28 protein-coding genes are annotated in these 26,543 nt (G+C 73.7%); 8 read left to right on the top strand and 20 right to left on the bottom strand.

Annotation, left to right across the window (positions count from 1 at the left end):
• Positions 1–215 precede the first annotated feature (215 nt).
• Together ACFW6P_RS30470 and fabG are read right to left on the bottom strand one after the other, a co-directional pair.
• On the bottom strand, positions 216–1,172 hold the full coding sequence (locus tag ACFW6P_RS30470) for an aromatase/cyclase (protein ID WP_386360019.1): 957 nt from the start codon (positions 1,170–1,172) through the stop codon (positions 216–218).
• A gap of 54 nt (positions 1,173–1,226) precedes the next feature.
• A complete protein-coding gene (fabG, locus tag ACFW6P_RS30465) occupies positions 1,227–2,012 on the bottom strand; it encodes a 3-oxoacyl-ACP reductase FabG (protein ID WP_386360022.1) in 786 nt (261 codons plus the stop codon).
• Between the two features lie 191 nt (positions 2,013–2,203).
• On the opposite strand from fabG, the gene ACFW6P_RS30460 reads away from it, so the two are divergent.
• The 3 genes from ACFW6P_RS30460 to ACFW6P_RS30450 all read left to right on the top strand — a co-directional run bounded on the left by ACFW6P_RS30460 (position 2,204) and on the right by ACFW6P_RS30450 (position 4,637).
• Positions 2,204–2,653, top strand: a complete 450-nt coding sequence (locus ACFW6P_RS30460; protein WP_386360025.1) for a nuclear transport factor 2 family protein — start codon at positions 2,204–2,206, stop codon at positions 2,651–2,653.
• 144 nt (positions 2,654–2,797) lie between these two features.
• The gene (locus ACFW6P_RS30455; RefSeq protein ID WP_386360028.1) at positions 2,798–3,874 is read left to right on the top strand and encodes a serine hydrolase domain-containing protein; all 1,077 of its coding nucleotides are present in this window, start codon (positions 2,798–2,800) and stop codon (positions 3,872–3,874) included.
• Positions 3,849–4,637, top strand: a complete 789-nt coding sequence (locus ACFW6P_RS30450; protein ID WP_386425525.1) for an SDR family NAD(P)-dependent oxidoreductase — start codon at positions 3,849–3,851, stop codon at positions 4,635–4,637. Before ACFW6P_RS30455 ends, ACFW6P_RS30450 begins: the two co-directional genes overlap by 26 nt.
• 159 nt (positions 4,638–4,796) lie before the next feature.
• On the opposite strand, the gene ACFW6P_RS30445 is transcribed toward ACFW6P_RS30450, so the two are convergent.
• Positions 4,797–5,663 (bottom strand): class I SAM-dependent methyltransferase, encoded by an 867-nt coding sequence (locus tag ACFW6P_RS30445; RefSeq protein ID WP_386360030.1) that lies wholly within the window; start codon positions 5,661–5,663, stop codon positions 4,797–4,799.
• A gap of 186 nt (positions 5,664–5,849) precedes the next feature.
• Between ACFW6P_RS30445 and ACFW6P_RS30440 the strand changes: the two genes are divergently transcribed.
• The 3 genes from ACFW6P_RS30440 to ACFW6P_RS30430 are packed head-to-tail and all read left to right on the top strand — an operon-like array spanning position 5,850 to position 8,020.
• Positions 5,850–6,284 carry a SnoaL/DnrD family polyketide biosynthesis methyl ester cyclase gene (locus ACFW6P_RS30440; protein WP_386360033.1) on the top strand — a complete coding sequence of 145 codons (435 nt, stop codon included), beginning with the start codon at positions 5,850–5,852 and terminating at the stop codon, positions 6,282–6,284.
• Between the two features lie 3 nt (positions 6,285–6,287).
• Positions 6,288–7,127: an SDR family oxidoreductase gene (locus ACFW6P_RS30435; protein WP_386360036.1), complete on the top strand. Its 840-nt coding sequence runs from the start codon at positions 6,288–6,290 to the stop codon at positions 7,125–7,127.
• Positions 7,128–7,141: 14 nt separating this feature from the next.
• Positions 7,142–8,020: an NmrA/HSCARG family protein gene (locus tag ACFW6P_RS30430; RefSeq protein WP_386360038.1), complete on the top strand. Its 879-nt coding sequence runs from the start codon at positions 7,142–7,144 to the stop codon at positions 8,018–8,020.
• A gap of 75 nt (positions 8,021–8,095) precedes the next feature.
• On the opposite strand, the gene ACFW6P_RS30425 is transcribed toward ACFW6P_RS30430, so the two are convergent.
• From ACFW6P_RS30425 to ACFW6P_RS30410, 4 genes are all read right to left on the bottom strand, one after another.
• Positions 8,096–9,013: an MBL fold metallo-hydrolase gene (locus ACFW6P_RS30425; protein WP_386359626.1), complete on the bottom strand. Its 918-nt coding sequence runs from the start codon at positions 9,011–9,013 to the stop codon at positions 8,096–8,098.
• Complete coding sequence (locus tag ACFW6P_RS30420) at positions 9,010–9,453, bottom strand: ester cyclase (protein WP_386359627.1); 444 nt, start codon at positions 9,451–9,453, stop codon at positions 9,010–9,012. The genes ACFW6P_RS30425 and ACFW6P_RS30420 overlap by 4 nt, the downstream gene beginning before the upstream one ends.
• Positions 9,454–9,529: 76 nt before the next feature.
• The gene (locus ACFW6P_RS30415) at positions 9,530–10,567 is read right to left on the bottom strand and encodes a zinc-binding dehydrogenase (RefSeq protein ID WP_386359628.1); all 1,038 of its coding nucleotides are present in this window, start codon (positions 10,565–10,567) and stop codon (positions 9,530–9,532) included.
• Complete coding sequence (locus tag ACFW6P_RS30410; protein ID WP_386359629.1) at positions 10,564–11,424, bottom strand: NAD(P)H-binding protein; 861 nt, start codon at positions 11,422–11,424, stop codon at positions 10,564–10,566. Before ACFW6P_RS30410 ends, ACFW6P_RS30415 begins: the two co-directional genes overlap by 4 nt.
• Before the next feature lie 164 nt (positions 11,425–11,588).
• Between ACFW6P_RS30410 and ACFW6P_RS30405 the strand changes: the two genes are divergently transcribed.
• Positions 11,589–12,215 (top strand): DUF2269 domain-containing protein, encoded by a 627-nt coding sequence (locus ACFW6P_RS30405; protein WP_386359631.1) that lies wholly within the window; start codon positions 11,589–11,591, stop codon positions 12,213–12,215.
• Positions 12,216–12,311: 96 nt separating this feature from the next.
• Here the strand turns inward: ACFW6P_RS30405 and ACFW6P_RS30400 are convergent, their stop codons facing one another.
• From ACFW6P_RS30400 to ACFW6P_RS30340, 13 genes are all read right to left on the bottom strand, one after another.
• On the bottom strand, positions 12,312–13,043 hold the full coding sequence (locus ACFW6P_RS30400; protein WP_386359633.1) for an indole-3-glycerol-phosphate synthase: 732 nt from the start codon (positions 13,041–13,043) through the stop codon (positions 12,312–12,314).
• Positions 13,040–13,777 (bottom strand): N-(5'-phosphoribosyl)anthranilate isomerase, encoded by a 738-nt coding sequence (locus tag ACFW6P_RS30395; protein WP_386359634.1) that lies wholly within the window; start codon positions 13,775–13,777, stop codon positions 13,040–13,042. The genes ACFW6P_RS30400 and ACFW6P_RS30395 overlap by 4 nt, the downstream gene beginning before the upstream one ends.
• Complete coding sequence (locus ACFW6P_RS30390; protein WP_386359636.1) at positions 13,777–14,436, bottom strand: transglutaminase family protein; 660 nt, start codon at positions 14,434–14,436, stop codon at positions 13,777–13,779. Before ACFW6P_RS30390 ends, ACFW6P_RS30395 begins: the two co-directional genes overlap by 1 nt.
• Positions 14,437–14,470: 34 nt before the next feature.
• Positions 14,471–15,610, bottom strand: a complete 1,140-nt coding sequence (locus tag ACFW6P_RS30385; RefSeq protein ID WP_386359638.1) for an acyl-CoA dehydrogenase family protein — start codon at positions 15,608–15,610, stop codon at positions 14,471–14,473.
• Positions 15,610–15,984 (bottom strand): ectoine synthase, encoded by a 375-nt coding sequence (locus tag ACFW6P_RS30380; protein WP_386359640.1) that lies wholly within the window; start codon positions 15,982–15,984, stop codon positions 15,610–15,612. The genes ACFW6P_RS30385 and ACFW6P_RS30380 overlap by 1 nt, the downstream gene beginning before the upstream one ends.
• Positions 15,981–16,973: a tryptophan synthase subunit alpha gene (trpA, locus tag ACFW6P_RS30375; RefSeq protein ID WP_386359642.1), complete on the bottom strand. Its 993-nt coding sequence runs from the start codon at positions 16,971–16,973 to the stop codon at positions 15,981–15,983. Before trpA ends, ACFW6P_RS30380 begins: the two co-directional genes overlap by 4 nt.
• Positions 16,966–18,009, bottom strand: coding sequence for an anthranilate phosphoribosyltransferase (locus tag ACFW6P_RS30370; RefSeq protein WP_386359644.1), 1,044 nt, complete (start codon positions 18,007–18,009; stop codon positions 16,966–16,968). The genes trpA and ACFW6P_RS30370 overlap by 8 nt, the downstream gene beginning before the upstream one ends.
• 2 nt (positions 18,010–18,011) lie before the next feature.
• Entirely contained in the window at positions 18,012–18,275 is a 264-nt protein-coding gene (locus ACFW6P_RS30365) for an acyl carrier protein (protein ID WP_386359646.1), read from the bottom strand.
• Position 18,276: 1 nt separating this feature from the next.
• Positions 18,277–19,794 carry an AMP-binding protein gene (locus ACFW6P_RS30360; RefSeq protein WP_386359648.1) on the bottom strand — a complete coding sequence of 506 codons (1,518 nt, stop codon included), beginning with the start codon at positions 19,792–19,794 and terminating at the stop codon, positions 18,277–18,279.
• A 202-nt stretch (positions 19,795–19,996) separates the two neighbouring features.
• A complete protein-coding gene (locus ACFW6P_RS30355) occupies positions 19,997–21,301 on the bottom strand; it encodes a hypothetical protein (protein WP_386359650.1) in 1,305 nt (434 codons plus the stop codon).
• Entirely contained in the window at positions 21,301–24,171 is a 2,871-nt protein-coding gene (locus ACFW6P_RS30350) for a DEAD/DEAH box helicase (protein ID WP_386359652.1), read from the bottom strand. The genes ACFW6P_RS30355 and ACFW6P_RS30350 overlap by 1 nt, the downstream gene beginning before the upstream one ends.
• 40 nt (positions 24,172–24,211) lie before the next feature.
• Entirely contained in the window at positions 24,212–25,036 is an 825-nt protein-coding gene (locus ACFW6P_RS30345) for an ABC transporter permease (protein WP_386359654.1), read from the bottom strand.
• Positions 25,033–26,055 (bottom strand): ATP-binding cassette domain-containing protein, encoded by a 1,023-nt coding sequence (locus ACFW6P_RS30340; protein WP_386359656.1) that lies wholly within the window; start codon positions 26,053–26,055, stop codon positions 25,033–25,035. Before ACFW6P_RS30340 ends, ACFW6P_RS30345 begins: the two co-directional genes overlap by 4 nt.
• Before the next feature lie 134 nt (positions 26,056–26,189).
• Here ACFW6P_RS30340 and ACFW6P_RS30335 point away from each other — a divergent pair, with 134 nt between their 5' ends.
• Complete coding sequence (locus tag ACFW6P_RS30335) at positions 26,190–26,495, top strand: antibiotic biosynthesis monooxygenase family protein (RefSeq protein WP_386425520.1); 306 nt, start codon at positions 26,190–26,192, stop codon at positions 26,493–26,495.
• Positions 26,496–26,543: the final 48 nt, after the last annotated feature.

The following is a 26,543-nucleotide window of genomic DNA, read 5'->3' as shown; positions in this document are numbered from 1 at the left end:
GCGTTGCACGCACCCGCGCCGGGTCCCGGGGACGGTGAGGGCCGCCGCCGTCGCGAGCGGCCCGACGCGGCGGCGGACACCGGTGGAGCCGGTGCGGCGAGGCGGTCGACCGGGTCCGGGCGAGCGGTTCGCGGCCGCCCGGCGGCCGCCCTCTCCTCGTCGGCAGGCCGGCGGGAGGGGCGCGGCGCAGGCGGGGGCGACCCGCCTGCGCGCGGTCACCGGGCCGGCAGCGCTGATTCCGCGTGCTGCTTGGCCAGGTTGAGGGTGGCGGTGGAGTTGCGGCCGAGCGCCTGGCGTACGTAGCGGCGGGCCTGCTCCAGGGTGGCGTCCTCGCCCAGGACGGGCTTGACGGCCTCTTCCCGCAGGATGACGCCGTGCTGGGAGGTGACGGTGACACCCGACTCGTCCGGCACGACGGTCCAGCGGCCGGTGTGGGACTGCATCAGCGCCGGCGTGGCGGTCTGCTTGTAGACGATGCGGCCCGCCTCGGGGAAGCAGACGCGAACGGACTCGGTGGTGTGGGTGGCCCCGTCCGCGGTGCGGGTGTCCATGGCCATCACCTGCACGCCGGGAGTGTCCTCGGTCAGGTCCAGCCGGACGACGTGCGGGACGAGCCGCGGCCAGTCCGCGACCCGGTAGAGGAAGTCGTAGACCGGTTCGGCCGGGGCCTCGACCCGCACACTGTCCTCGAAGGACAGCACGAGCTGATCGAGCCGCGCCCACCGCTCCGCCAGGTCCTTGATACGGCCGAGCTCCGCCCGGCTGTTGGTGTCCGTTGCCCGGCCGGCCCACTCGACGTGCTCGGCCCGGCCGCCGTCCACCGTGAAGTCGTGCAGCAGGACCAGCCGGCACGCCTTCTCCGCCCGCGGCTCGACGATCCACGTGCCGCCCATACCCGTCAGCGGGGCGGCCGGGACCTCCTGGCGGAAGTCGACACGCTTCCCGGCCGGGTCCAGCCGGCGGCGCGAGGTCCATGACTTGACCTGGCCGTTGGCGGTCGCCCACATGCGCAGCCGCTCGTTCGTCCCGTCGAACTCCAGCCGTTCCACATGCACGTTCGGCGGGAAGAACAGCGGCCACTGCACCGTGTCCGAGATCAACCCGTGGACGACCGCCGCGGGCGCGGCGATCTCCACGTCGTGCGATGTGCGGTGCACCTGTTCAGCCGACACCTCAAGTGTCCCTTCTCTGGTGGAGGCCTGGACCGGGGGACTGCGGACCCGCGGTCAGAAGTTGCCGAGTCCGCCGCAGACGTTGAGGGCCTGCGCGGTGATGGAGGCGGCGGTCTCGGAGGCGAGGTAGCCGACGAGTCCGGCGACCTCCTGGGGCGTGGAGTAGCGGCCGAGGGGGATCTTCGCCTCGAACTGCTCCTGGACCTGCTCCTCGGTGGTTTCCCAGGCGGCGGCGTAGCCCTGGCGCACGCGCTGGGCCATGGGCGTCTCGACGTAGCCGGGGCAGACGGCGTTGACGGTGATCCCGGCCGGGGCGAGTTCCTTGCCGAGGGCCTTGGTGAAGCCGACGACGCCGTGCTTGGAGGCGCTGTAGGGGGCGCCGAGCAGGACGCCCTGCTTGCCGGCGGTGGAGGCGATGTTGATGACGCGGCCGTGCGAAGCGCCGGTCAGGCCACCGTTGTTGAGGACCTCGCGGGTGACGAGGAAGACGCTGTTGAGGTTGGTGTCGATGACGTCGTGCCACAGCTCGTCGGTGATGCCGGCGGTCGGGCCGCCGCCACTGCGGCCGGCGTTGTTGACCAGGACGCTGATGGGGCCGTAGGTCCCGACGGCGGCGGCGACCAGCCGGGCGACCGAGTCGCGGGAGCGGACGTCGGCGGCGATGCCGTCGACCTCCAGACCCTCCTCGCGCAGGTCCTGGACCGTCTGCTTGACCTGCTGCCCGTTCCTCGAGCACAGGAAGACACGGTGGCCGCGCCGGCCCAGTTCCCGGACCACCTCCAGGCCGATCCCGCTCGTCCCGCCCGTAACGAGGGCGACGGGCTTCGTCGTTGTCGTCATCGGTTTCCTTCCAGTCGCCGTGGTGACTCCGACCGTGTCCCGCGCCGCTAGAGGTCGGACGGAAGGCCGCTCGATCCCGCTGCGGACGACGCCGCGGAGCGCCGCCGGCGGCGGTTCGAGGCGTTCTCCAATCGCGTGCGACCAGGCCCGTGCAGGGTGACGGGCGGCTGAATCGACCGAACGGAGACGCCATGACGATCGCACCCGAGCTCGGGCAGACCCCCACCTGGTCCGCCCCGTTGCACGCGGAGGTCCAGCAGTTCTACGCGCACCAGATGCAGCTGCTCGACCTCGGCGAGGCCGAGCGGTGGGCGCACACGTTCACCGAGGACGCGACGTTCGCCGTGCCCACCCTGCCCGAGCCGGTGCGCGGCCGGGCCGGCCTCGTCGCGGCGACCACCCGTGCCGCGGCCGAGCTCGCCGCGGCCGGGCAGCGCCACCGTCACTTCATCGGCATGCTCGACGTCCGGCCGCGGAACGACGGTGCCGTCGCCGTCCGCTCCTACGCGATCGTGTACGCCTCGCAGGTCGGCGGCGAGTCCCGGGTGCACCGCGTGTGCGTGTGCGACGACGTCCTGCTGCGCCGGGACGGCGAGCTGCGGGTGTCCGCCCGCACGGTCACGCGCGACGACCTTGCCTGAGCACGACTCCACCGCCACCCGGCCGCCCCTCCACCCGGGCGGGTCAGCCTCTGCCCATCCCTACGCGGGGACGGGCGCGACACCGCCGTACCTCCCCGCACACCGCCGCACCAACCGACTGCCATCCCATGGGGGTTTCCCGACATGACGCAGACGACGATCGCCCGACCGGGGGTCTCGGCTCTCCAGCAGGCCGTCCAGGGCGCCGCTGACCGGCTCGTCGAGGCCGGGGCCGCAGGCGTCCAGTTCCGGGTCGCCCGGGGGGAGGAGTCCTTCGTGGTGACGTCCGGCATCGCGGAACTGGGCACCAACCGCCCCGTCCCGCCCGACGGCCGCTTCCGCATCTCCTGCATCACCAAGCCGTTCGTGGCCGTCGTGGTGCTGCAGCTGGCCGCCGAGGGCAGGATCGACCTCGACCGCAGTGTCGAGAGCTACCTGCCGGGTCTGCTGCCCCAGGGCGAGAAGATCACCATCCGCAACCTGATGCAGCACACCAGCGGGCTGTACAACTACATGGACTCGTTCCAGAAGCCGGGCGACCGCTTCCTGCGTGACCGCTACAAGCACTACGAGCCCGAGGACCTGATCGCCATCGCGGCCGCCAAGCCGCTTGAGTTCGAGCCCGGCGCCAGGTTCGCGTACTGCAACACCAACTACTTCGTCATCGGCCTGCTCATCAAGAAGGTGACCGGCCGCTCGTACCGCGAGGAGATCACCGAGCGCATCCTGGAGCCGCTGGGGCTCAGGGAGACCGTGCTGCCGGGCGACGACCCGAACATCCCGGGGCCGCACGCCCGCGGCTACATGCAGATCGGCGGCGAGCCCGTCGACGTGACGCTCATGAACCCCTCCGAGGCCGGCTGCGCGGGCGAGATCATCTCCACCACCGCCGACCTGGACACGTTCTTCACCGCGCTGTTCAGCGGCAAGCTGCTGAACGAGCCGGAGTTCACCGAGATGACCACGCCGCTGCCGCCCGAGATGATCGAGAACCTGCCGATGGGCATCGGCTACGGCCTGGGCATCATGAAGCTCGAGAACGACGACGACCTCGACCTGTGGGGCCACGGCGCCGGCATCCCCGGCTACGCCACCTTCGCGGCCACCACCCGCGACCTGAGCGCCCGGGTGCAGCTGTCGTTCACGATCGGCGACAAGGACTTCGGGCCGGAGGCCGAGCAGGCCGTCATCCGCGGTGTCAACGTCGCGCTGTGCTCGTGAGGCCGCGGTGACGAGTCCAGTGGAAAAGGCCGTCATCGTCACGGGCGGTGGCACGGGAATCGGTGCGGCGACCGCCCGGGCATTCGCCGAGAGCGGAGCGCATGTTCTCGTCGTCGGGCGCAGCGAGTCGACACTCAAGGAATGCGCGGACGGTCATGACCGCATTCGTTTTCTGGCGGCTGACATTCACGACCAGGAGGCGCCGGAGCTCATTGTCACGACGGCCCTGCGGGAATTCGGTCGCCTCGATGTCCTGGTGAACAACGCGGCCGTCACCGGATTCGCCTCGCTCGAGGGTCTGGACCGCGCGTCGGTCCGCGCCCAGCTCGGCACCAACCTGATCGCCCCGGTGTTCCTGACGCAGCGGGCGCTGGACGCGCTGGAGGCCACCGGCGGAGTCGTGGTCAACGTCAGCTCGGCGGGCTCGCTCGGCCGCCGGGCGTGGCCGGAGAACTCCGTGTACGGCATGGCCAAGGTCGCCCTCGACTTCCTCACCCGCACCTGGGCCGTGGAACTCGCCCCGCGCGGCATCCGGTCCGTGGGGATCGCGCCGGGCGTCGTCGACACCGGCGTCGGGGTGCGCGCCGGTATGCCGCCGGAGGCGTACGAGGCGTTCCTCGGCGAGACGGCGCGGCGGATCCCGGCGGGCAGGGTCGGCCGGCCGGAGGACATCGCCTGGTGGATCGTGCAGCTGACGCGTCCGGAGGCCGCCTACGCCAACGGGACGGTCCTCGCGGTCGACGGGGCGCTGTCCGTGACGTGACGCCGTGGGCGTCGGCGATGCCGGGATGAACGGATCCGGCGGATGACGGGGGCACCACCGCCTGGCGCGGTGGTGCCCCCGTCGTCCGCGTGGGGCACGGCCGGCGAACGGCGCGCCGACGCGTTCGGCGGGGCCGGTCCCGGCGCCGGGTGCCGGAGATCAGCGGGCGACCCCCGCCGTGACGTAACGGACCGGGACGTCGATGTGCACCAGGCCGTCGTCGCCGCGCAGGGCGTCCAGCGCCGTGACGAGGCGGGCGCGCAAGGAGGCCGCCTCGTCGGCCGGCAGATGCTGCCACAGCAGGCGCATGCCCTGCGTGTGCGACCAGTCGACCCACGCCTGTCCGGAGCGGGCCGTCATGTCCACCGGCTCGTCCACGACACGGACGTCGTCGAAGCCGGCCGTGCGCAGCGCGGCCGTCAGGTCCGCCGGGTCCTCCAGCCAGGAGTGCAGCTGCCGGTGGAGCTGCTCCGGGTGCCAGGCGGGCGGCAGATGGCGCAGCAGGGACATCGGGATCAGGTCCGTGAACAGCGGCGGCAGGAAGGGGAAGGTGTCCCGGGTGAACACCGGGCTGGTGAAGGCGATGCGGCCGCCGTCGCGCAGCAGTGCGGCATAGCGGGCGAGCGCGGCCCGCGCGTCCGGCAGGAAGATCACGCTGTAGCTGCCGAGCACCAGGTCGAAGGAGCGGGCGGGCAGATCCGGGTGCTCGCCGTCCATCACCCGCAGTTCGACGTTGCCCATGCCCTGCCGCGCCGCCTCGCCGGCGGCCTCCTCGATCATCGCCTCGGCGATGTCGATGCCGAGCGCACTGCCGTCCGGGCCCACCAGCCGCGCCGCCGGCAGCAGGGTGGCGCCCAGGCCGCAGCCGACGTCCAGAAGCCGCTGGCCGGGGCGCGGGGCGGCGAACTCCACCAGCCGCCCGCCCATCGGGGTGAAGAACTCCACCCCCAGCCGGTCGTAGGTCGCCGCGGCCCCGTTGAAGGCGGCGGTGACTTCGGTCTTGTAGGTCGCTGTGTCCGTGTCCATGCGCCCATGCTGGGGTTTCCGCCACGCACGCAGCTGGAGAACTCATGGAGAACCGGTGGACGGCGACCCCTCATCTGCCTGGAGGGAAAAGGGAGTCGGAAATACTTCCCTTGCCCGGCCCGCGTGGCGGCATTCAGAATCATGACGGTAGCCGCCGCCCTTGGAGGCTGCCGTGGAGGGAATCCTATGAGTAGTCAGACTGCTGCCGTGCGCCGCATGATCGAGGCATACAACACCGGAAATACCGAGGATGTCGCGGAGTACATTCATCCGGAATACCTCAACCCGGCGACGATGGAGCACATGGACCTGCGCGGTCCCGATTCCTTCGCGATGGCCGTCAAGTGGCTGCGCATGACGTTCTCCGAGGAGGCACGTCTGGAGGAGGTGCAGCTGGAGGAGCGCGGCGACTGGGTGCGGGCGAACCTCGTCCTGTACGGGCGCCACGTGGGGGACCTGGTCGGCATGGCGCCGACCGGCCGCCGCTTCTCCGGCGAGCAGATCCACCTCATCCGCTTCGTCGACGGCAAGATCCGCGATCACCGGGACTGGCCCGACTACCAGGGCACCTACCGCCAGCTCGGCTCGCCGTGGCCGGAGCCGCAGGGGTGGAGGGCCTGACCCATGATCCTGGTCACCGGAGCGACGGGCAAGGTCGGCCGCGAGGCCATCGAGCAGCTCATCGGCCTCGGCCTCGAGGTCAGGGCCCTGAGTCGCAGGCCCGAGGAGGCCGGCCTGCCCGGGGGGGTCGACGTGGTGGCCGGCAGCCCGGCCGACCCCGGGTCCCTGAAGACCGCCTTCACGGGTGTCACCGCGGCGCTGGTCGTGCTCTCCGGCGACGTCGCGGGGGAGGCCCGCAACGTCGCCGAGGCCGCCGCCGAAGCGCAGGTCGAGCACATCGTGTTCCTCTCGTCGGCGGGTGTGCTGCACCCGCTGCCCCACGGCATCGCCGAAGAGCACCGGGCCGGGGAGGAGGCGATCACCGCGTCCGGTGCCGCCACCACGTTCCTGCGGCCCGGCCCCTTCCACGCCAACACCTCGTGGTGGACCAGGACCGTCCGCGAGAGCGGCTCGGTGCGCTGCTGGATCGGCAACAACCCCGGCGCGCCCATCGACGAGTACGACATCGCCTCCTGCGCCGTCGCCGCGCTCACGCGGGACGGCCACCGCGGCAGGGCCTACCTGCTGACCGGCGGCGAGGTCCTCACCTCCGAGGAGCAGGCCCTCATCCTCGGTGACGTCCTCGGCCGGGCGCTGAGCTTCTCCGTCGCGCCGCAGGAGGAGGTCGTGGAGGTCTTCGCGGGCATCACCGGCGACCGCCCGGCGGCCGTCACCAACGTGGCCGCGCTGCACAGCCCCCAGGTGCCCTGGGCCACGCCCACCACGGCGGTGAAGGACCTCACCGGCCGAGACCCCCGTCCCTACCGGGCCTGGGCGGCCGCCAACGCCGCGCTGTTCGGCTGAGAAAGGCGTACGACATGACGACGACCGACGCGAACGACCCGGTCCTGGTGATCGGGGCGACCGGTCTGCAGGGCGGCGCCACCGCGCGGGAACTGCTGCGGCGCGGCCGGGACACGGCCGCGCTGGTGCGCGACCCGCAGTCGGAGGGGGCCCGAGCGCTCGCCGCGCTCGGCGTGCGGCTGATCACCGGGGACCTGAACGACGAGGCGTCGCTGCGGGCGGCCATGCAGGGGGTGCACGGGGTCTTCTCGGTGCAGAACTTCATGACGCCGCTCGGCCTGGGCGGCGAGGTCAGGCAGGGCCGGGCGGTGGCCCGGGCGGCGAAGGCCGCCGGGGTCGCCCACGTCGTGTACAGCTCGGTGGGCGGGGCCGAACGGCACAGCGGTGTCCCGCACTTCGACTCCAAGCGGCACATCGAGCGGTACCTGGAGGAACTGGGCGTGCCGACGACGGTGCTGCGCCCGGCGTTCTTCATGGACAACTTCGCCGCCCACGGCCCGCAGAACGTCGAGGGGACGCTGGTGGTGCGGCTGGCACTGAAGCCGGACACCCGGGTGCAGTTCATCGCCGTGGACGACATCGGCTACTTCGCGGCACAGGCCTTCGACCGGCCGCAGGAGTACCTGGGCCGGGCGGTCGAGCTGGCGGGTGACGAGCTGACGGCCGCGGAGGTCGCCGGGGCGTTCGCGGCCCGCAGCGGGCTGCCGGCCAGGTTCGAGGAGCTGCCGCTCGACGCGGTGGCGGCCGACCCGTACATCCCCAACGCCCCCGAGATCGCCTTGATGTTCGAGTGGTTCCAGGAGCACGGCTACCGCGCGGACATCGCCGCGCTGCGTGCCGAGCACCCGGGGCTGCAGACGTTCGCGACGTTCCTGAAGAGCGTCGACGTGTGACCGTCCGACCTCCCCCACGGGTGAGGGGCGGAAACCGCTGCGACAGCGGTTTCCGCCCCTCACCCGTGCGTTCCCCTAGGCCCGGCAGACCGGCAGTCCGCCGTGGTACGCGGTCATCTCCGGGAACAGCGCCGGAACGTCCAGCGCCTGCCCCGGGGCCGCTCCGTGCTCCTCCGCGTAGGCCCGGTGCAGGTTCGGCACCAGCCGTTCGGCGTCCAGCAGTTCCGCGAAGGGACCGGGGCCGGTGGCGCGGGCCAGCTCCAGCGGGGTCATCCCCTCCGCCACCCCCTGCCGTGCCAGCTCCTGCAGCCAGCGGAAATAGGCCGCGTCGGCGTCGAGCGCCTCGGTGCCGCCGACCGGGCCGTGGCCGGGCACGACCACCAGCGGGTCCAGCCGGCGCATGCGCTCCAGGGCGTCCAGGGAGCCGCTGACCGACCCCATCACACAGAACGGCGTGACCCCGGACATCACCAGGTCGCCGGTGAACAGCACCCGCTGCTCGGGCAGCCACACCACGGTGTCGTTGGTGGTGTGCGCGGCCGGGCCGAGATGCAGCAGCTCCACCCGCACACCGCCGGCGTGCAGGGTGAGCGTGTCGCGGAAGGTGACCTCGGGCAGCGCCAGTTCGATGTCGCCCCAGCACACGTCCGGCCACAGCGACGTCAGGTGCAGCCCCGCCGCCGCCATGTCGGAACGCGTGCGCTCGTGCGCGACGACCACGGCCTCAGGGAAGAGGTGGTTGCCGAACGTGTGGTCGCCGTGGAAGTGCGTGTTGACCAGCGTGCGCGGCGGCGTCGGGGTACGGCGCAGCACCTCGGCGCGCAGCCGCCGCGCCCGCGTCTCGGTCGCCGCGGTGTCGACGAGCACGCTGCCGCCCCCGTCGCCGACGACCAGGCCCGCGTTGTTCAGGCACCAGCCGCCGTCGGGCTGCACGAAGGCGTACACCCCGTCGGCGACCTCGGCCGGCCCGTTCGTGAGCGTGCCGGTGCTCACAGCACGTCCGCCGGGACGAACTCCAGCTCCTTGAGCATGGGCAGGTAGTTGAAGACGTCGTAGTGCTCGATGATCCGGCCCGCGTCGTCGAAGCGCAGCTCCTCCAGCATGAACCAGGTGACCTTCCTGCCCGTCGGGGCCTTGCCGAGGAACTCGCCCAGGTGGGTGGCCGTCACGGTGATGCGCAGGATCACCCGGTCGCCCTCGGAGACGGCGCTGCGCACGTCCAGGTGGAGGTCGGGGAAGGCGGCCAGACCGCCCCGCATCGCGGCGGTCATCTGCTCGGTGCCGACCTCGCGGTCCTCGGAGAAGTGCCGGATGTCCGGGGACCAGTGCCTGACGATGCCGTCCAGATCCCAGCGGTTCCAGGCGGCGGCGCAGTCGAGTGCGATCTCCTTGTTGCGCTCCTGGACGGACCGCTCGGTCAGCGTGGTGGACATGGTGACTTCCTTCTCGGTGGTCGGGAGGTGATCCGCCGGGGGAGGAGGTGATCGGCGGTTTCACGGGGGGCAGAGGTCAGGGGACGAGGACGTGCTTGCCGACGGAGCGCCCGTCGAGCAGCTGCCGCAGGGCGGCGGCCGCCCCGTCCAGCGGGTGCCGCTCCGCGATCCCCGGCTTCAGCCGGCCCTCGGCCAGCAGCCCGTACAGCGTGCTCAGGGCGGTGTTGAAGGCGGGGCCCGGCTTGACGTAGTACATCGTCATCCGGCGCCCGCCGGTCAGCCCCAGCAGGCGGGCCACGAAGCGCCGGCCCGTACGCAGCAGCGCCGGGACGTGCGGCCGGAACCACTGCCCCGGCCGGTATCCGGCGACGGACGAGTCGAAGGACACCAGCGTGCCTCCCTCGGCCAGCATCGCCCAGCCCTCGTCCAGGCCCCGGCCGCCGATGTGGTCGAAGACCGCGTGCACGCCCCCCGGCGCCAGCCGGCGCACCGCCGACCGCAGGTCGGGAGCGCGGTAGTCGAGGGGCTCGGCGCCCAGCGCGCGTACCGCCGCGTGCTTGGCCGGCGACGCCGTGCCGATGACCCGCAGTCCCCGGTGCACCGCGAGCTGGGTGAGCAACGAGCCCACGCCGCCGCTCGCCCCGTGCACCAGGACGGTGTCGCCCGGTGCCAGGGCGGTCAGCCGGTCCAGCATCTGACAGGCGGTCACCCCGTTGGTGACCAGCGCGACGGCCTCGGCGGCGTCCAGTTCCCCGGGCACCGGGGCCAGGTTCCTGGCCGGTGTCTCCACGTACTGGGCCCAGGCCCCGTAGCGGGGCATGGCGGCGATGCGGTCGCCCACCCGCCAGCCGGTGACGCCCTCGCCGATCTCGGTGATCCGTCCCACCAGGTCGTAGCCGGGCACGAAGGGGAAGCGCGGCGGGAAGGGGTGCAGATGCCGGAGCATCTGCACCTCGGCGAAGGACACGCCCGCCGCCTCGACACGCACCACGACCTTGCCGCGGCCCGCGGAGGGGACCGCCTCGCGGACGGTGACCAAGCGCTCCTCGGGCTCGCCGCTGCCCGTCATGCTGACCCTGGCGCTGTCCAGCGCGGTGCCCGCTTCGGCGCTCACGCGGCCCGCTCCTCGGGTCCGGCCGCGAAGTCGCCGGCGTGGTCGACGGCCCACTGGGCGAAGGTCCGGGCGGGCACGCCCGTGACGTGCTCGACGGTGTCCACGACCGCGGGCGGGTGCACGACGGCGTCGGCCAGATAACCGAGCACCATCTCCACGACCGGCGCGGGCATCGCCCGACCCATCAGCACCCGTGCCTCGTCGGGGGTGATCTCCTCGAACGCGATCTCACGCCCCAGCGCCCGGGCGATCGCCCGCACCTGCTCGGCCTGGGTGATCGCCTCGGGGCCGGTGAGCACGTACGCCTGGCCCGTGTGCCCGTCCTCCAGCAGCGCGGCCACCGCCACGGCGGCCACGTCCGCCTCGTGCACGAGGACGCGCGGGGCGTCCCCGTAGGGGGCGCGCACCACACCCTCGGTGCGGATCGAGTGCCGCCACTTCCACAGGACGTTCGCGGCGAACTCGTCGGGACGGACGAACGTCCAGGCGATGCCGGACTCCTCCACGGCACGCTCCACGGCACGGTGGTACTCACCGCTGTGGTTGTCGCCGGACTCGTCGAGGACGGAGGAGGACGACAAGACGACGATACGGCGCACGCCGGCGTCCTTGGCCGCGGCGACGACCTCGCGGGCCGTCTCCGGGACCGGGAAGAGATAGAGACCGTCCACGCCGTGCAGCGCCGCGCGCAGCGTCTCGGGGCGGGTGAGGTCGCCTTCGAAGACCTCGACGGCCTTCGGCAGGCCGGCGGTGGCCGGAGCGCGCGTCAGCGCCCGCACCGGGACACCCGCGGCCACGAGCCCCTCGACCACATGACGGCCGACCGATCCTGTTGCGCCTGTCACCAGAACTGTCACGCCTGCTCCACGAGTTCGTTGGCCGGTTGAATGCTGCCCAGCGTCGGGAACGGCGCTGGAGGATGCCCGGAGAGGCGGTGGACCGCCTCCAGCCCGCCTCGAGCGGCACACGGAACCATCGGTTCGGCTATCCACTCCTCCGAGGACGAAGGCGAGGCTGCGTTTTGTCCGCTCCCCAGAGCGCCGAACGCCGGCACACCGAGGGCACGACCGCGCCCGGGAACACCAGCAACCAGACGGCCGGGAAGGACCGCAAGAAGAACAAGCGATTCGAACTCAGCCGCCGGGTGCGCAGACTCACCCTGGCGATCCACGTCGTCACGTCCGTCGGCTGGGTCGGCCTGTCGCTGTCCATGGCCGTCCTGGCCCTCATGGGGTACACCACGGACGACGCGGCGGTCGCCAAGGGCGTGTACTACGCGATGTACGTGTTCGACGACACCGCCGTCACGGTGTTCAGCATCACCGCCGCCCTCTCCGGCATCCTGCTGTCCTGCGGCACGGCGTGGGGACTGCTGCTGCACTGGTGGATCGTCGCCAAGTGGGTCATCACCCTCTTCATGACGATCTTCGCGTGGTTCGTCATCCACCCGATCGTCATGCGGGCCAGCGAGAACACCGCGGAGGCGGGCGGCGCTCCGCCGCGTCCCGGCTGGCCCGCCGACTTCCTGGTGTGGAGTGTGCCGCTGCTGTTCGCCCTGCTCACGGCCGCGGCGGTGATCTCCGTGTACAAGCCGTGGGGTCGCACGGCGCGGGGCCGTCGCGCCCCGGCGCGCACCCGCCGCGCCTGACAGCCCGCCGCGCCTGACCGGCTGCCGCGCCTGACCACCCGCCCGGCCCCCGACGGGCCCGGCCCCGTCGGGGCCCCGAGGGGGCCGGGCTGCCGCTCACGCGGACCGCGTGGCACCCGGGCCGGACGGGGGGCGCCCACGTGCGGCGTCCAGGGCCGCGCACCACTGCTCCGGGCTCGGCGCGCGCAGCAGCCCGGTCCCGATGAGCAGGCCGTGGAAGCCGGAGTCGAGCAGCCGTGCCGCGTCGGCGGGGTCGGCGATACCGCTCGCGCTGACCGCGCAGCGGGTGCCGGTGCCCAGGACGGGGGCCAGCAGACCGCTGCTGCGGCCGAGGTCGCCGGGCGACCGCTCACGGGTGGTGATGTCCTTGTTGTTGACGGCGACCACGCACTCCTCCGCCCGCGGAACGGAGGCCGCCTCCGCCGCGTCGGCGATCTCCACGAACGGGGTCAGCCCGAGGCCGAGCGCATGGTCCACCAGCCGCGCCAGGACGTCGGCGGGCAGCAGCTTCACGGTCAGCAGGACCGCGCGGGCGCCGAGTGCACGGCTGCGCTCCAGCTGCCGCCGGCTGGTGACGAAGTCCTTGCGCAGCAGCGGCAGGGAGGTGAGCGCGGCGACCTCGCCCAGCAGCTCCTCGCTCCCGCCGAACCAGCGGCCCGTGACCACCGAGACGCACGGCGCCCCGGCCTCCTCGTACCGGGCGACGACCTCGGCCACCGTGCGCGGGCCCAGGAGGTCGGCGCCGCCCGCGGACCGCCGCTTGACCTCCATGATCACCGGACGCGCGGCGGACCGCAGCGCCCCGGCGAAGTCTCCGGCACCGCTCATCGCGTCCCTCCCGGCGCCGTCGCGGGCACGGTCCCGTGAGGCGCGTCCGGCGTTCCGTCGTGCGTCGGGCGAGGCCTCCAGGCACGGGTGACGGCCGCCGCGCCGGCCGGGTCGAGCAGCCCGTCCCCGCCCCGCGCGGCGGAGTCCACGTCGATGCCGAGGAAACGGGGGTGGGCGACGGCGCCGGCGAACCGGTCCCGGTTGTCCGCGCGCAGGCCGCCCGCGAGTAGGAAGGGACGTGCCATGCGGTCGGCCAGCGCCGTCACCGCGGCGGCGTCCAGGCTCACCGCGGTGCTGCCGACCCGCCCGCCGGCGGTGACCGCGTCGAGGAGGAAGCAGTCCGTGCCGGCCCGTTCGTACGCGCCGATCAGCGGCGCCTCCACACAGCGCTCGCCCCGCACGTGCAGGACCTTGACGATGCGTACGTCGCCCGGGACGAGCGCGCGCAGCGCACGCACCATGGCCGGCGGCTGGTATCCGTGCAGCTGGATCCACGACGGCCCGGCACCGCCGGTGAGCGGGGCCAGCGCCTCGGCGTCGGAGCCGAAGGTGACCAGGACGGCCTCCAGCCGTCCCGTGGCCCGCGCCTCGGCGGCCAGCTCCGCCAGCCGCCGCGCTGACAGGTCGGCGCGCCCGCCCGGGACGCCGTGCCACAGTCCGACCAGGTCCCCGCCCGCCGCGGCGACGCCCCGCACCTCGGCGCCGGTCGTGGCCCCGCAGAACTTGACCAGCACTAGGCCGCCGCCTCGCGCTCGAGCGAGCCGTCCGTGAACCGTGCCGCCTCGCCCTCGAACAGCCGTGGGTGCGCGGCCCGCAGGCCGGCGATCACGAGGTCGTAGGGGAACTCGTCGAACTCGCCGTGCTCGCGCAGGAACTCCATCTGGCGCCGGCCCTCCAGGTCGAAGGGGTGATGGAGACTGTCGGCGGTGCCGTCGAAGTCGAGAGGTGCCATCCGGTACAGACGGCACAGGGTCTTGTTGAAGACCGGGGTGGCCCTCACCCACCGGCCGTCCAGCCGGAGCGCGGTCAGGCCGTGCTGGTGGAACACGTCCCCGCCCAGCAGCCGCTTGAGCCGTTCGGACGCGAGATGGTTGCGCACGTCGGTCAGGACCAGGCGGGCCGGGATGCCGAGGGAGCGCAGGGCGGCCGCGTACAGCACCGACTTGTGCAGGCACATCCCGGAGCCGGCGCGCACGACCCGGCTGGCGCGCAGGCCCTCGCGGGAGAGGTCGGCGCCGTAGACCTCGTAGCGGATGCCGTCCCGTACGGCGTGGTAGAGGGCCACCGCCCGCTCGGTCGGGGTGGCCGCGGTGGCCGGCAGGGCCCGGTGGACGAACTCCTGCACCTCGGGGCTGTGGTGGTCGATGAACTCGGTTGCTGCCAGGGCGGTCATGGTGGTGTGTTCCGCTTCCGTCGGGTGTCGGGGCTCAGAGGCCGAGCAGCGAGGCTAGGCGGTTGCGCTGGATCTCGGAGGTGCCCGAGTAGATGGTCCCGGCCACCGCGTTGCGCAGCTCCTTCTCGATGCCGTACTCGGCCATGTAGCCGTTGCCGCCGAAGATCTGCACGGCGGCGAGCGCGGAGGCGACGTTGGCCTCGCTGGTGACGAGTTTGGCGATCGCGATGTCGCGGGTGACGTTCTCCCCGGCGGCCATCTTGCGGGCGGCCGCGTACAGCCAGTGCCGGGCGGTCTCCACCCCGATCTCCATGTCCACGATCTTGTGGGACACCGCCTGGTAGGAGCCGATCGGCTGCCCGAACTGGGTACGGGTGCGGGCGTACTCCGCGCACCGCTCGACGCGGTCGCGCATCTCCCCGGCGTTGATGACGAAGGAGCACAGGATCTCCCAGCGCATCACGTGGTCCAGGACCAGGAAGCCGCCGCCGGGACGGCCGACGACCTGTGCGGCCGGGACCCGGCACTCGTCGAAGTACAGCTCGCACAGCGGAGAGGTGCGCAGCCCCATCTTCGCGACCGGCCGCCCCACGGACAGGCCCGGCGTGTCGCGGTCGACGAGGAACGCGGTGACGCTCAGCGGTCCGGGACGGTCGCTGGTGCGGGCGTACACGGTGATCACGTCGGCGACGGGGCCGTTGCTGACGAAGGCCTTGCCGCCGGTGAGGACGAAGTGGTCACCGTCCCGTTCGGCCCGGGTCCGCATCGCCAGCGCGTCCGAACCGCTGTCGGGTTCGCTGATCGCGTGGGCCCCGATCAGGTCGCCGGAGCACAGCCCGGGCAGGTACCGCTCCTTCAGCCGCTGCGATCCGAAACGGTGCAGGGGCACCCCGGTACTGACCAGGTGGCTGCAGACGGAGAAGTTCAGCCCCGTGTCGCGGCAGCCCCGGCCCAGGCCTTCCAGGACGTACATCGTGGTCAGCAGGTCCTGCGCGAGGCCGCCCCACCGCTCCTCGAAGGGCAGGCCCAGGATTCCCGTCGTGCGCAGCAGGTCCCACTGCGCACGGGGGAAGGCGGCGTCGGCGTCACGCTGGAGGTGTCCGGCGTTGAGCTTGTCCAGCAGCGGAGCCAGAGCGTCGCGCAGACGCCGCTGGTCGTCGGTCCACGTGGTCATCAGTACTGGGAGAAGCCGGACGCGTCGAGGTTGTGGCTCTCGTCGCCGCGCAGCGCCGGGGTGAACATGCACACCAGGCGCAGGTCCTGGTCCGGGTCGGCGACCAGCCAGTGCGCGTCGTGCTGGTCGAGGGCGTAGAGGGTGCCCGGGGTGATGGGGTGGGAGTCGCCGCTCATGTCGACGATCTCGCCGCTCCCCTCGATGCAGTAGCAGGCCTCCAGGTGACGGCGGTACTCCAGCCGTGACTTGGTACCGGCCCGCACGATGGTGTCGGTGACGGTGTAGCCCAGGCCGTCCGACTCGGTGAGGAAGCGGCGGCTGAGGCCGTTGCCCCAGTCGACGCAGCGGACACTGTCGAGCCTGCGAACGATCATCTGTCCCATCCTTCGTCGGTACGGTGCGGGGTGATCGGGCGGCGCAGTTCCGCCACGAAGGAGGCGAACTCCTCCACGGGGTCGCGCCGTCGGGTCAGGGCCTGTTCGATGCGGGCCACGCCGGCACTGCCGACGACGGCGGCGTCCGCGCCCAGCTCCTCCAGCGCGGCGATGTCGGCCCGGGTACGGATGCCGAAGCCGACGGCGACCGGCGCGCGAGTGGCGGCGCGCAGCGTGGCGAGCGTCCCGGCGAGCCGGTCACGGTCCGGTGCGGCGGTGGTGCCGCTGCGGCCGTAGTGGGCGACCAGGTACAGGTAGGCGGAAGCGTGTGCGGCGGCTTCGGCCACGGTGGCCGGGCCGGACACGGCGTAGCAGGTGGCGACCAGCGGCAGCCCGGCCAGGCGGGCGGCCTCGTAGTGGGCGGTCCGCAGCCGGGGCGGCAGTCCGTGCAGCAGCAGTCCGTCACAGCCGGCGCCGGCGACGGCGCGGGCGAAGTCGCCCAGGTCACGGTCCCGGACGGTGTGGCTCCAGTCGGCGAGGAGGGCGATCCGCAGCCGGCGCAACCCGGGCCGGACGGCCGCCACCGCGGCGAGCACGGCCTCGCAGGTCACCCCGCCGGCCAGCGCCCGGTCCGCGGAACGGCGGATCACGGGACCGTCGGTGACCGAGCCGGGGAACGGCACGGCCAGTTCGAGGCAGTCGACGTCGCTGTCGTCGAGCGTCGCGGCGAGTTCCGGCAGCCGTGCGAGCGGCGGGTCGCCGGCGTTGACGAACACCGCCAGCCCCGGCCGCCCGGGCCGCCGCCGGGTGAAGAACCCGGGACGCGGGGCCGGCGCAGCGGACGGCGGGGGCGCGTCGGCCCCGTCGCGGCAGGACGCCAGGCACAGCGCCGCCACGCCCGGCACCGCGGCCGGGGCCAGTCCCGACAGGGGCGGGGGAGTGGGTACGCACGCCGGCCCGGGGGCGACGGTCAGGGGACCTTCAGGCATGGGCCGCCTCCCGGGTCCGCAGCCGGTCGACCAGCGCGAGCGCCGAGCCGTCGTGCAGCGTGGCGTGCGCGGCGCGCAGCGCCTCGTGCCAGTCGCCGGTCAGCCGGCCCGCGACCGCGAGCCCGGCGGCGTTGAGGCAGACGGTCTGCGTCGCCGCCGGGCCACCGCGGCCCGACAGCACGTCCACGAAGAGGTCCGCGGCACCCCGCACCCCGGCCTCGGCCGGGGCCAGGTCCGCCATGCGGCCGGCGCCCAGTCCCAGCGCCCCGGGAGAGAGCGTGAACTCGTCCTCGCCGCCCGACTCGTACACCAGCACCCGGTTGACGGTGAAGGGGAGCAGCTCGTCGGCGCCGGCGTCGTTGTCGGCCAGCCACACCGTACGGCCCGTGGCGCGTGAGACGCGCCCGGCCGCGTGACGCAGCATCCGCAGCGCCTCGGGACGGGACACCCCGGTCACCTGCGCGCGCACCGGCACGTCGGCCAGGAACGGGCCGAGCGTGTTGACGACCGGCCCCAGCCGGCGCATGTCCAGCGGTACGACGGCCCGGGCGAGCAGCGCGATCTCCGCCGGGTACACGAAGGTCCCGGCGAAGGCGATGCCGTGGCGCCGCAGGGCGTCCTGAGCGTGCTCGTACGACGTGGCCGGCTCGATGCCGAGCCGCTGGAGCAGGTCGAGGGAGCCGCAGCCGCTGGTCCAGGCCCGGGAGCCGGTCTTGACGACCCTGACGCCCATCGCCGCGGCCACGAAGGCGGCCGCCGTGGAGATGTTGAAGGTACGCGGACCCCCACCGGTGCCGACGATGTTGACCGCGCCGGCGAACGCGTCCGCCGGGCGGGCCGGCCGGCGCTCGGCCAGCGAGTCCAGGAGCGCGCCCAGGGTGGCCCGGTCGGGCATCCGGGTGGACAGGGAGGCGAGCAGTGCCGTGGCCTCGCCGCGGCGCAGGTCACCGGTGTGCAGGTCGTCCCAGAAGGACCGCCACACCGGGAGCTCCACGGGACGGTCCCGGCCGATGAGCGAGACGACGGCCTCGTGCATGACTACGCGGCCCCCGCGTGCTCGCGCGGTGCGTCCGCGAGGAACGCGGCGATCGCCGCGACGGAGGTGAAGGCCTCCGGGTCGAGGTCGACCGCGTCCGTGTCGACGCCGTAGCGGTCCTCCAGCCAGGCGATCACCTTGAGCAGCCCGAGGCTGTCGATGACACCGCCCGCCATGAGGTCGAGGTCGTCGGCCAGCTCGTCCGCGGGCACGTCCGGCAGGAACTCCGCGACGATGAACTCCCTGACGGCCTGGGCGTACTGCATGTCAGTTCTCCTTGGTGAAGTGGGCGGAAGCGACCCGGTCGCGGTCGACCTTGCCGGTGGAGGTCCTGGGCAGCGGGGCGTCGACGATCCGCAGGCTGGAGGGGACCGCCGCCCGGGGCAGCCGGCGGGCGAGATGCCCGCGCAGCGCCAGGCTGTTGAGGGCCGACCCAGGCGCACGCCGTACGACCGCGTGGAGCAGCCGTCCGGCCACCGGGTCGGGCAGGGCCAGGACGGCGGCCTCGGTGACCTCGCCGTGGCCGAGCAGGACGTGCTCCACCTCCTGGGCGTTGACCCGTACCCCGCGCGTCTTGACCTGGAAGTCGGTGCGCCCCTCGAGGACGAGGGAGCCGTCCGCCCGCCGGCGGACCAGGTCGCCGGTGCGGAAGTAGCGCCGGCCGTCGTCGTGCGCGGGATGCGGCACGAAGACCTGCGCGGCGGCCGCGGCTCCCAGGTAGCCGCGCGTCTGGAACGGTGTGGAGACGAGCAGTTCACCGGTGCCGGGGCCGTCCGGCAGGACCCCCCGGGCCGTGACGACGAGCGTGTCGACGCCCGGCAGCGGCCGGCCCAGCGGCAGCGGGCCGCCGCCCGCCGCCTCCGCGGCGGACACCTCGTGCACGAAGCTGTCGTTGGTCTCGGTGCACCCGTAGACGTTGTGCAGCCGGGCGGCGGGCAGCAGAGCGGGCAGCCGGGCGAGCAGCGGCCCGGGGACGGCGTCGCCGGTGAACATGGCGTGCCGCACGTGGGGCAGGACCGTCCCGGCGCCGTCCGCGGCGTCGGCGAGCAGCCGGAAGAACATGGGTACGGCCTGCACGACCTCGACCCGGTGGCGCAGCAGGAGGCCGAGCAGGCGCGGGCCGTCCAGGGCGTGGTCGGGGTCGACGAGGACGACGCGGCCGCCGTGGGCGAGGGTGGCCCAGACGTCGAGCAGGCACAGATCGAAGTTGAGCGGCGCGTAGTTGAGCACCACCGTGTCCGGGCCGATGCCGAAGGCGCCGGCCGCCCAGCCGGTGAAGGCGTCGACGGCTCGCGCGCCGAGCGGGACGATCTTCGGCAGTCCGGTGGAGCCGGAGGTGGTGAGCAGCAGGGCCGGGAGGCCGGTGGCAGGCGCGGGGGGCGCCGGGGTGCCCGCGTCCGGGGGCCCGGCAGGCTCGCACGGCCGCAGCACCTCCGTTGCCCCGGCCTGTTCGTACAGCCGGTCCAGGGCGTCCTGCCCGAGTGTGACGGCGGGCAGCAGCACCGGCCGCCGCTCCAGCAGGCAGGCCAGGACCAGGGCGATGGTCGCGGGTGACTTCTCGGCCGGAACGGCCACCGGCGCGTCGCCCGGCAGGCGTGCCAGGCGGTCGCGCTCGCGCGCCGCGCGGTGCAGCAGCGCCCCGTAGCTGATCTCCTCGTCCCGCCACACCAGCGCCGTCGCGTGCGGAGCCCGTCCCGCCTGTCCGAGGAGGCCGTCGAGCAGGGTGTGGCGGCGTGCCGTGATGCCCGCGGACGTCCCGGGCACCCTGCCTGCGCTGACGCTCAAGGCCCCTCCCCGTTTCCCGTCGCTACGCGTTCCGCACCGTCGGTCCCGATCATGCTGGCGCGGTCTGGAGCATCGATGGATTACCGCTGCACCGCGCACACGCACCGCGCACACGCACCGCGCGCGGAACCACGGGAAGGGGGCCGTGGCACGCGTGGGCCCCGTCACCATCCTGGTGACGGGGCCCCGGTGTGCGGCTGTCTCAGCCGTCGGCCAGCTCCACGAGCACGTCCGAGGGGTCGCTGTGCGGCGGCCCGGCCGGCCACCACCCGTCCGGGCGGCGGCGGTAGGGGTACCACCGCCCGTCCCGTCCCAGGCGCAGCTGGACGCCCTGCGCGGCGGACGTCCAGTGGTTGTCCCGGACCTCCAGGTCCGGCAGCCCCTCCGCCTGCCCGCCCGCGAAGAGCGCGGCCCGCGCCCGGGCCGTCTCCTGCGCGGACGGCGACCAGGTGTGCTCCAGTACCTCCAGCCCCGCCGCCCCGCCGGCGCGCCAGGCTGAGACCGCGCGGTCCAGCTCCTGCGGCGGCCTGCCGCAGGTCTCGCGCAGCCGCTGCGCGACCCTGGGATCCGGGTGGACGGCGGCGATGCGTACGGTGTCCTGCCACAGGTCGAGGGGCGGCGCCGGCTCGGTGGTCAGCCCCAGGGCGTACGCCAGCAGGGACCGGGCCCGCACGGCCGCGTCGGCGACCAGCTGCTCCAGCGGGTCGGCCTCGATGCCCGTGACCGGCTCGCCGGTACCGGCCGGCGCGGCGGGCAGCGGCGGCAGGGCGGGCAGCGTCGAGGGGCCCCGGGCCCACGCGGCGACCGGGTCCACCCCGGGCAGCGGGCCGTCCGCCACGGTGCCGGATTCCCCGGATTCCCCGGATTCCCCTGTTCCGCCTTCCGTGTCGTCCGTGTCGTCCGTGCCGTCCAGGTCCGTCATGGCGCGCAGCAGCAGCTCGGCCTTCAGCTCCTCCACGGCCTCGCCGGCGTCCCTGCCCCGAACCAGCAGCAGCAGCCACGGGTCCGCGTCCAGCAGCCACGACACCTGGTAGCACAGGGCCGTGGCATGCGGACACGGATGGTCGAGGGCGTCGCAGTCGCAGTCCGCGTCCAGATCGCCGTACCCGGGCAGCAGGCCCAGCCGGGCGTCCTCCCCTGCCTCCAGGATGTCCTCCGGGAGCTCACCCGCCAGCAGGGCCTCCGTCCCGGCCGGCCGGCCCGCGGTCTTCTCCCACAGCAGGTCCCACTCCTGGTCGTCCAGTTCCCGCAGCGTCACCACGGTCGTGTACGCGTCCTCACCCCCGTACACCTGCGCCGAGATCCGCCCCGGGCTGACGGCGATCGGGCCGATCCGCCCGGTGCGGGCGAAGGCCCGCCCCTTCTTCAGCGGCTCCTCCTCCGGCCAGGTGTCCTCCACGGCCCCGGTCCAGGCCCTGGCCCAGAACGACTGGCCGCGGGCGCGGCCGCCCTTGCGGGCGGCGAAGGCGGGAAAGCCCCGGGCACCTCTGTCGTGTGCTTCGGCCATCACTCGCTCCTCAGCTCGACCAGGCCGGCCAGCTCGTCGTCGGTCAGCTCCGTCAGCCCCTGCTCGCCGGTGCCGAGAACCGCGTCCGCCAGCTCCTTCTTCGACTCCAGCAGCGCGGCGATGCGGTCCTCCACGGTCCCCTCGGCGATCAGCCGGTGCACCTGGACGGGCCTGGTCTGACCGATGCGGTAGGCACGGTCGGTGGCCTGGGCCTCCACCGCCGGGTTCCACCAGCGGTCGTAGTGCACGACGTGGTCGGCCCGGGTCAGGTTCAGGCCGGTGCCCGCCGCCTTCAGCGACAGCAGGAACACCGGTACCTCGCCGTCCTGGAAGCGCTGCACCAGCTCCTCGCGCCGGGCCACCGGCGTGCCGCCGTGCAGCAGCTGCGCGGGAACGCCCCGCTCGCGCAGATGCCGCTCCAGCAGCCGTGCCATGGCGACGTACTGCGTGAACACGAGCACGGCCCCGTCCTCGGCGAGGATCGTGCCGAGGAGCTCGTCGAGCAGCTCCAGCTTGCCGGAGCGCCCCGTGAGCGCCGCGTGCTCCTCCTTGAGGAACTGGGCGGGATGGTTGCAGATCTGCTTCAGCCCGGTGAGCAGCTTCAGGACCAGGCCGTTGCGGGTGATGCCCTCGCTGCCGCGGATCCGGGCCATCACCTCCTTCACCTGCCCGCGGTACAGGGCGGACTGCTCGTCGGTGAGCGAGACCGGCCGGTCCGTCTCGGTCTTGGGCGGCAGTTCCGGCGCGATCCCCGGGTCGGACTTGCGCCGGCGCAGCAGGAACGGGCGGACGAGCCCGGCCAGCCGCCGGGCCGTGGAGTGCTCCCCGGCGCCCTCGGCGCGCTCCGCCTCGACGGGCGCCATCCAGCGGCGGCGGAACTCGCCGTATCCGCCGAGCAGTCCGGGCGTCGTCCAGTCCAGGACCGCCCACAGCTCGGAGAGGCCGTTCTCGACCGGTGTACCGGTGAGCGCGATCTTCGCGTCGGCGGGGATCAGCCGCAGCGCCTTCGCGGTGCCCGAGTGGGGGTTCTTCACGTGCTGGGCCTCGTCGGCGACGACCATGCTCCAGCGGTGCTCGGCGAGCCTGTCCGCGTCGAGCCGCATCGTGCCGTACGTGGTCAGGACGAACCCGGCGTCCGCGCCGTCCAGGCCGCGCCCCGGGCCGTGATAGCGGCGCACGGCCGTACCGGGGGCGAACCTGCCCACCTCTCGCTGCCAGTTGCCCATCAGCGACGCGGGGCAGACGACGAGCGTCGGACCGCGCGTGTCCTCGTGGTCCTGGCGCAGCAGGTGCAGCGCGATCAGCTGGACGGTCTTGCCCAGGCCCATGTCGTCGGCGAGGCAGCCGCCCAGGCCCAGCGACGTCATCCGATCCAGCCAGCGCAGTCCGCGCAACTGGTAGTCGCGCAACGTGGCGGCGAGCGCGGCGGGCTGCCGGAGGGGTTCGCCGCCGCCGTCCGGGTCGGCGAGGCGGGCGCGCAGCGCCAGCAGCCAAGGGGTGGGAGCCACCGGCACCTGCTCGGTGCCGGCCCGCGCGTGACCCGTCAGTGCGACGGCGAGCGCCTCGATCGCGGTGAGCGAGGCCACCTTCGGCTCGCGCGCCTTGCGGGCCAGGCCGGCCCCGACCAGGGTCCAGTTCCCCCGCAGCCGTACGACCGGCCGCCCCGTGGCGACCTCCGCCCGCTCCTCGTCGGTCAGCGGTTCGCCGTCGAGTTCGAGTCGCCAGCACAGGTCGACGGTGCCGTCGCCGCGGAAGAAGGAGCGCAGGTCGGCGGGCGGCGCGAGGCCGGCGCCGAGGACGGCGCGGGCGGCCGGCGAGCGGTGGGCGTCCTCGGGCCAGAGCACGTCGATGCCGTGGGCGCGCAGCCGGCCGGCGCCCTCGTCCAGCAGATCGGTGACGTCCCGGTCGGACAGGACCAGGGCGCGCGGGACGGGCAGCAGCCGCTCCAGCGGCTGCCACACGCTCGTGGCGCGGCGTACGGCCCGTACGGTGTCGGCCTGGGCGCGCGGGCCCAGGGCGTGGTCGGCGCTCTCGAACAGCTCGCCCGCGTCGAGCGCCAGGGTCGGGTCGGCCAGGCTGTGGGCGCGCGGCACGAGACGCAGCACGGGCGGGGCGTCGGGATCGCCGTCGCCGCCGGAGCCCCCGCCGTCCGGGCCGCCGCCGGCCCCCGCGAGCTCCACCCGCAGGGAGACCCGCACCCCCGAGTCGAGCCCCGCCGAGATCTCCTCCGCCCAGGCCCGCAACCGGGGCACGTACTGGGGCTCGACGGCGGCGAACGCCGCCCGGCCGGTCGCCGCGTGCGCCGCCGGCGTGCGCGGCAGCGTGTCCGCGACGGCGTTCAGGAACTCCCGGACCAGGCCCTCCGGTTCGGCCATCCGCACGGTGGCGCCCCTGCTGCCCGCCAGGGCGGCGGCGTACGCCTCGGGCGGTGCGGCACCGGCCAGTTCCCGCACCCGCCGCACGTCGTCCAGATCCAGCGGGCCGGTCCGCCAGGCGTCGTAGCCGCCCGGTGTGACGCCGGGCAGCAGCCGCTCCCGGGCCGCCAGGTGCAGGGCGACGCCGGCCGCCACGCCCCAGAACGCGGCCGCCGGATGGGCCCCCGAGCCCGGCCGGGCGGCGCGGGCCAGCACCGGCAGCGCGTCGGCGACCGGCAGCCGGACGGCCGCGACGGTACGGGTGACGGGCGTGCCGTCCGCGACGGTGACGACGTCCACGACACCCGTCTCCCCGTCCGCCGGCCGCGCCGGCCCGCCCGGCGGGTCCCAGAACACCACCGTGCCGGCGCGCGGCGGGTCGGCGGCCTCGAAGAGCACCGCGCGCCGTGTGAGATCGTCGGCCTGCGCGCCCGTCACGCCCGTCATCACTGCCATGTCCCGTGTGGATCCTCTCCGTTCGCCGGCGTGGCCGGCTTCAGCGGCCGAGCCGCTGGTAGCGTCGCACGGACAGCGGGAAGAAGATCGCGATAATGATCACCGGCCACACCACGCCCATGACAATGGCCTGATCCGTCGCCCAGGTCCCGGTGTCCCAGCCGGGGTTGCCGAACAGCCGCCGCGCGGCCGTGACCGTCGCCGACAGCGGATTCCACTCGGAGACCGCGGCGAGCCAGCCCGGCATGGTGCCGGGCGAGACGAAGGCGTTCGACAGGAACCCCAGCGGCCACACCAGGGTCTGCACGGCGGTGACGGCGGCCGTGTCCGTGAAGACCAGCCCCAGGTAGATGCCCACCCACAGCAGGGCGAAGCGCAGCAGCAGAAGCAGCCCGACGGCGCCGAGCGCCCGGCCGAGGCCGTTCTCCGCGCGCCAGCCGACGGCCAGGCCGCACAGGATCATCACCGTCAGGCCGAGCACGGAGTTGAGCATGTCCGCGATGCTGCGTCCGGTCACCACCGCCGCGGAGGAGGTGGGCATCGCGCGGAACCGGTCGGTGACGCCCCTGGCGGCGTCGCTGATGACGGCCAGCATCGTCACCTCGATGCCGAAGACCATCGTCATGGCGAACATGCCGGGCACCAGGAAGGCGCGGTAGTCGCCTCCCCCGGGCACCTGCATCGCCCCGCCGAACAGGTACCCGAACATCAGCACCATCATGATCGGGAAGAGCAGGCCGATGACGACCGGCGCGGGGTTGCGGGCCCAGTGGGCCAGCGAACGCCCCGTCAGGACCCAGGAGTCGGAGAGAAGCCAGCGGGCGCCGCCCGTGCCGGCCGTGGGCTGCGTCGTCGCGGTGGTCACACCGTCACCTCGTCCCTGTTCCCGGCACGGGCCGCGTCCCTCGCCGCCTCGCCGCCGTCGTTCCCGTCCGTACCGGTGAGGTGCAGGAACACCTCGTCCAGGGTGGGGCGGCGCAGCTGGATGTCCTCGGCCACCACCCCCCGCTCCCCGAGCGCGCGCACTGTCTCGGTCAGGGCGGCGACACGGTCGCGGACCGGGGCGTCCACGCGCCGGTTCTCCGGGTCGGTGTCACAGGCCCGGCCCGTGACACGGCCGAGCACCTCGGCCGCGGCGGCCAGGTCACCGCTGTTGCGGACCGTGACGTCGATCCGGTCGCCGCCGATCGCCGACTTCAGCTCGTCGGGGGTGCCCTCGGCGATCACCCGCCCGCCCGCACCGGCCGGCGACGCGATGACCGAGATCCGGTCGGCGAGCTGGTCCGCCTCGTCCAGGTACTGCGTGGTCAGCAGGACGGTGGTGCCGTCCTCGACCAGCGAACGCACCGCGGCCCACACCTCGTTGCGGCTGCGCGGGTCCAGGCCCGTCGTCGGCTCGTCGAGGAAGAGCACGCGCGGCGCGAGGATGAGGCTGGCCGCGAGGTCCAGACGCCGCCGCATACCGCCCGAGTAGTCCCTGACGGGCTTGGCGCCCGCGCCGGCGAGCCCGAACCGGGCCAGCAGCGCCTCCGCGCGCTCGGCCGCCGCCCGCTTTCCCAGGTGGTACAGCCTGCCGAACATCACCAGGTTCTGCCGGCCGCTGAGTACCTCGTCGACCGCCGCGTACTGCCCGAGCAGCCCGATCCGGGCCCGTACCTTCGCGCTGTCGCGGACCACGTCGAAGCCGGCGACCTCGGCCCGGCCCTCGTCGAGCCGGGCCAGCGTGGAGAGGATGCGCACCGCGGTCGTCTTGCCCGCGCCGTTGTGGCCGAGCAGCCCGTGCACGGTGCCCTCGGGCACCCGCAGGTCGAACCCGCTCAGGGCCGGGGCGTCGCCGTACCGCTTGCACAGGTTCTCGGCGAGGATCGCGTGTTCGGATCCCATGGATGTCCTTCCCAGGGGTGGAGGAAACGTGCTGAACAGCGTCGTACGCCCCGCTCGCTCCGCCTTCGAGTCCGGCTCGATCCGGGCGCGCAAGCGTCGGGGGGTCAGCACATGTCCACGGCTCGGAGGACCACGTGGTCACCTTCATCAACCGGTTCACGGTCACCGGTCCCCCCGAGGAGTTCGAACGGCTCTTCGAGGAGACCTCCGCTTTCTTCCGCGACCGCCCCGGATTCCTGCGCCACCGGCTGGTCCGCCACATGGAGCAGCCCGGCAGCTACGTCAACATCGCCGAGTGGGCGGACGCCGAGTCCTTCCGCGCGGCCGTCACCCACCCGGACTTCGCGCCGCACGCCGCCGCACTGCGCGCGCTGAGCACCAGCGTGCCGCACCTGTACGCGCCGGTGATGGAGCGCGCGGCCGCCGCCGCGGACCGCTGAGCGGTACCGCGCGACGCCCGAGCGGGCGGACCCCGTCCGGGGTCCGCC

This window comes from Streptomyces sp. NPDC058741 (assembly GCF_042746715.1).
GTDB lineage: Bacteria > Actinomycetota > Actinomycetes > Streptomycetales > Streptomycetaceae > Streptomyces.
This window is presented reverse-complemented; position numbering and strand designations above follow the sequence as displayed.

Excerpts from the sequence above, each read along its gene's own strand:
- fabG (WP_386360022.1), bottom strand. The coding sequence starts at position 2,012 with ATGACGACAACGACGAAGCCCGTCGCCCTCGTTACGGGCGGGACGAGC.
- ACFW6P_RS30460 (WP_386360025.1), top strand. The coding sequence starts at position 2,204 with ATGACGATCGCACCCGAGCTCGGGCAGACCCCCACCTGGTCCGCCCCG.
- ACFW6P_RS30455 (WP_386360028.1), top strand. The coding sequence starts at position 2,798 with ATGACGCAGACGACGATCGCCCGACCGGGGGTCTCGGCTCTCCAGCAG.
- ACFW6P_RS30445 (WP_386360030.1), bottom strand. The coding sequence starts at position 5,663 with ATGGACACGGACACAGCGACCTACAAGACCGAAGTCACCGCCGCCTTC.
- ACFW6P_RS30440 (WP_386360033.1), top strand. The coding sequence starts at position 5,850 with ATGAGTAGTCAGACTGCTGCCGTGCGCCGCATGATCGAGGCATACAAC.
- ACFW6P_RS30435 (WP_386360036.1), top strand. The coding sequence starts at position 6,288 with ATGATCCTGGTCACCGGAGCGACGGGCAAGGTCGGCCGCGAGGCCATC.
- ACFW6P_RS30430 (WP_386360038.1), top strand. The coding sequence starts at position 7,142 with ATGACGACGACCGACGCGAACGACCCGGTCCTGGTGATCGGGGCGACC.
- ACFW6P_RS30420 (WP_386359627.1), bottom strand. The coding sequence starts at position 9,453 with ATGTCCACCACGCTGACCGAGCGGTCCGTCCAGGAGCGCAACAAGGAG.
- ACFW6P_RS30400 (WP_386359633.1), bottom strand. The coding sequence starts at position 13,043 with ATGAGCGGTGCCGGAGACTTCGCCGGGGCGCTGCGGTCCGCCGCGCGT.
- ACFW6P_RS30390 (WP_386359636.1), bottom strand. The coding sequence starts at position 14,436 with ATGACCGCCCTGGCAGCAACCGAGTTCATCGACCACCACAGCCCCGAG.
- ACFW6P_RS30385 (WP_386359638.1), bottom strand. The coding sequence starts at position 15,610 with ATGACCACGTGGACCGACGACCAGCGGCGTCTGCGCGACGCTCTGGCT.
- ACFW6P_RS30380 (WP_386359640.1), bottom strand. The coding sequence starts at position 15,984 with ATGATCGTTCGCAGGCTCGACAGTGTCCGCTGCGTCGACTGGGGCAAC.
- trpA (WP_386359642.1), bottom strand. The coding sequence starts at position 16,973 with ATGCCTGAAGGTCCCCTGACCGTCGCCCCCGGGCCGGCGTGCGTACCC.
- ACFW6P_RS30370 (WP_386359644.1), bottom strand. The coding sequence starts at position 18,009 with ATGCACGAGGCCGTCGTCTCGCTCATCGGCCGGGACCGTCCCGTGGAG.
- ACFW6P_RS30365 (WP_386359646.1), bottom strand. The coding sequence starts at position 18,275 with ATGCAGTACGCCCAGGCCGTCAGGGAGTTCATCGTCGCGGAGTTCCTG.
- ACFW6P_RS30355 (WP_386359650.1), bottom strand. The coding sequence starts at position 21,301 with ATGGCCGAAGCACACGACAGAGGTGCCCGGGGCTTTCCCGCCTTCGCC.
- ACFW6P_RS30350 (WP_386359652.1), bottom strand. The coding sequence starts at position 24,171 with ATGGCAGTGATGACGGGCGTGACGGGCGCGCAGGCCGACGATCTCACA.
- ACFW6P_RS30340 (WP_386359656.1), bottom strand. The coding sequence starts at position 26,055 with ATGGGATCCGAACACGCGATCCTCGCCGAGAACCTGTGCAAGCGGTAC.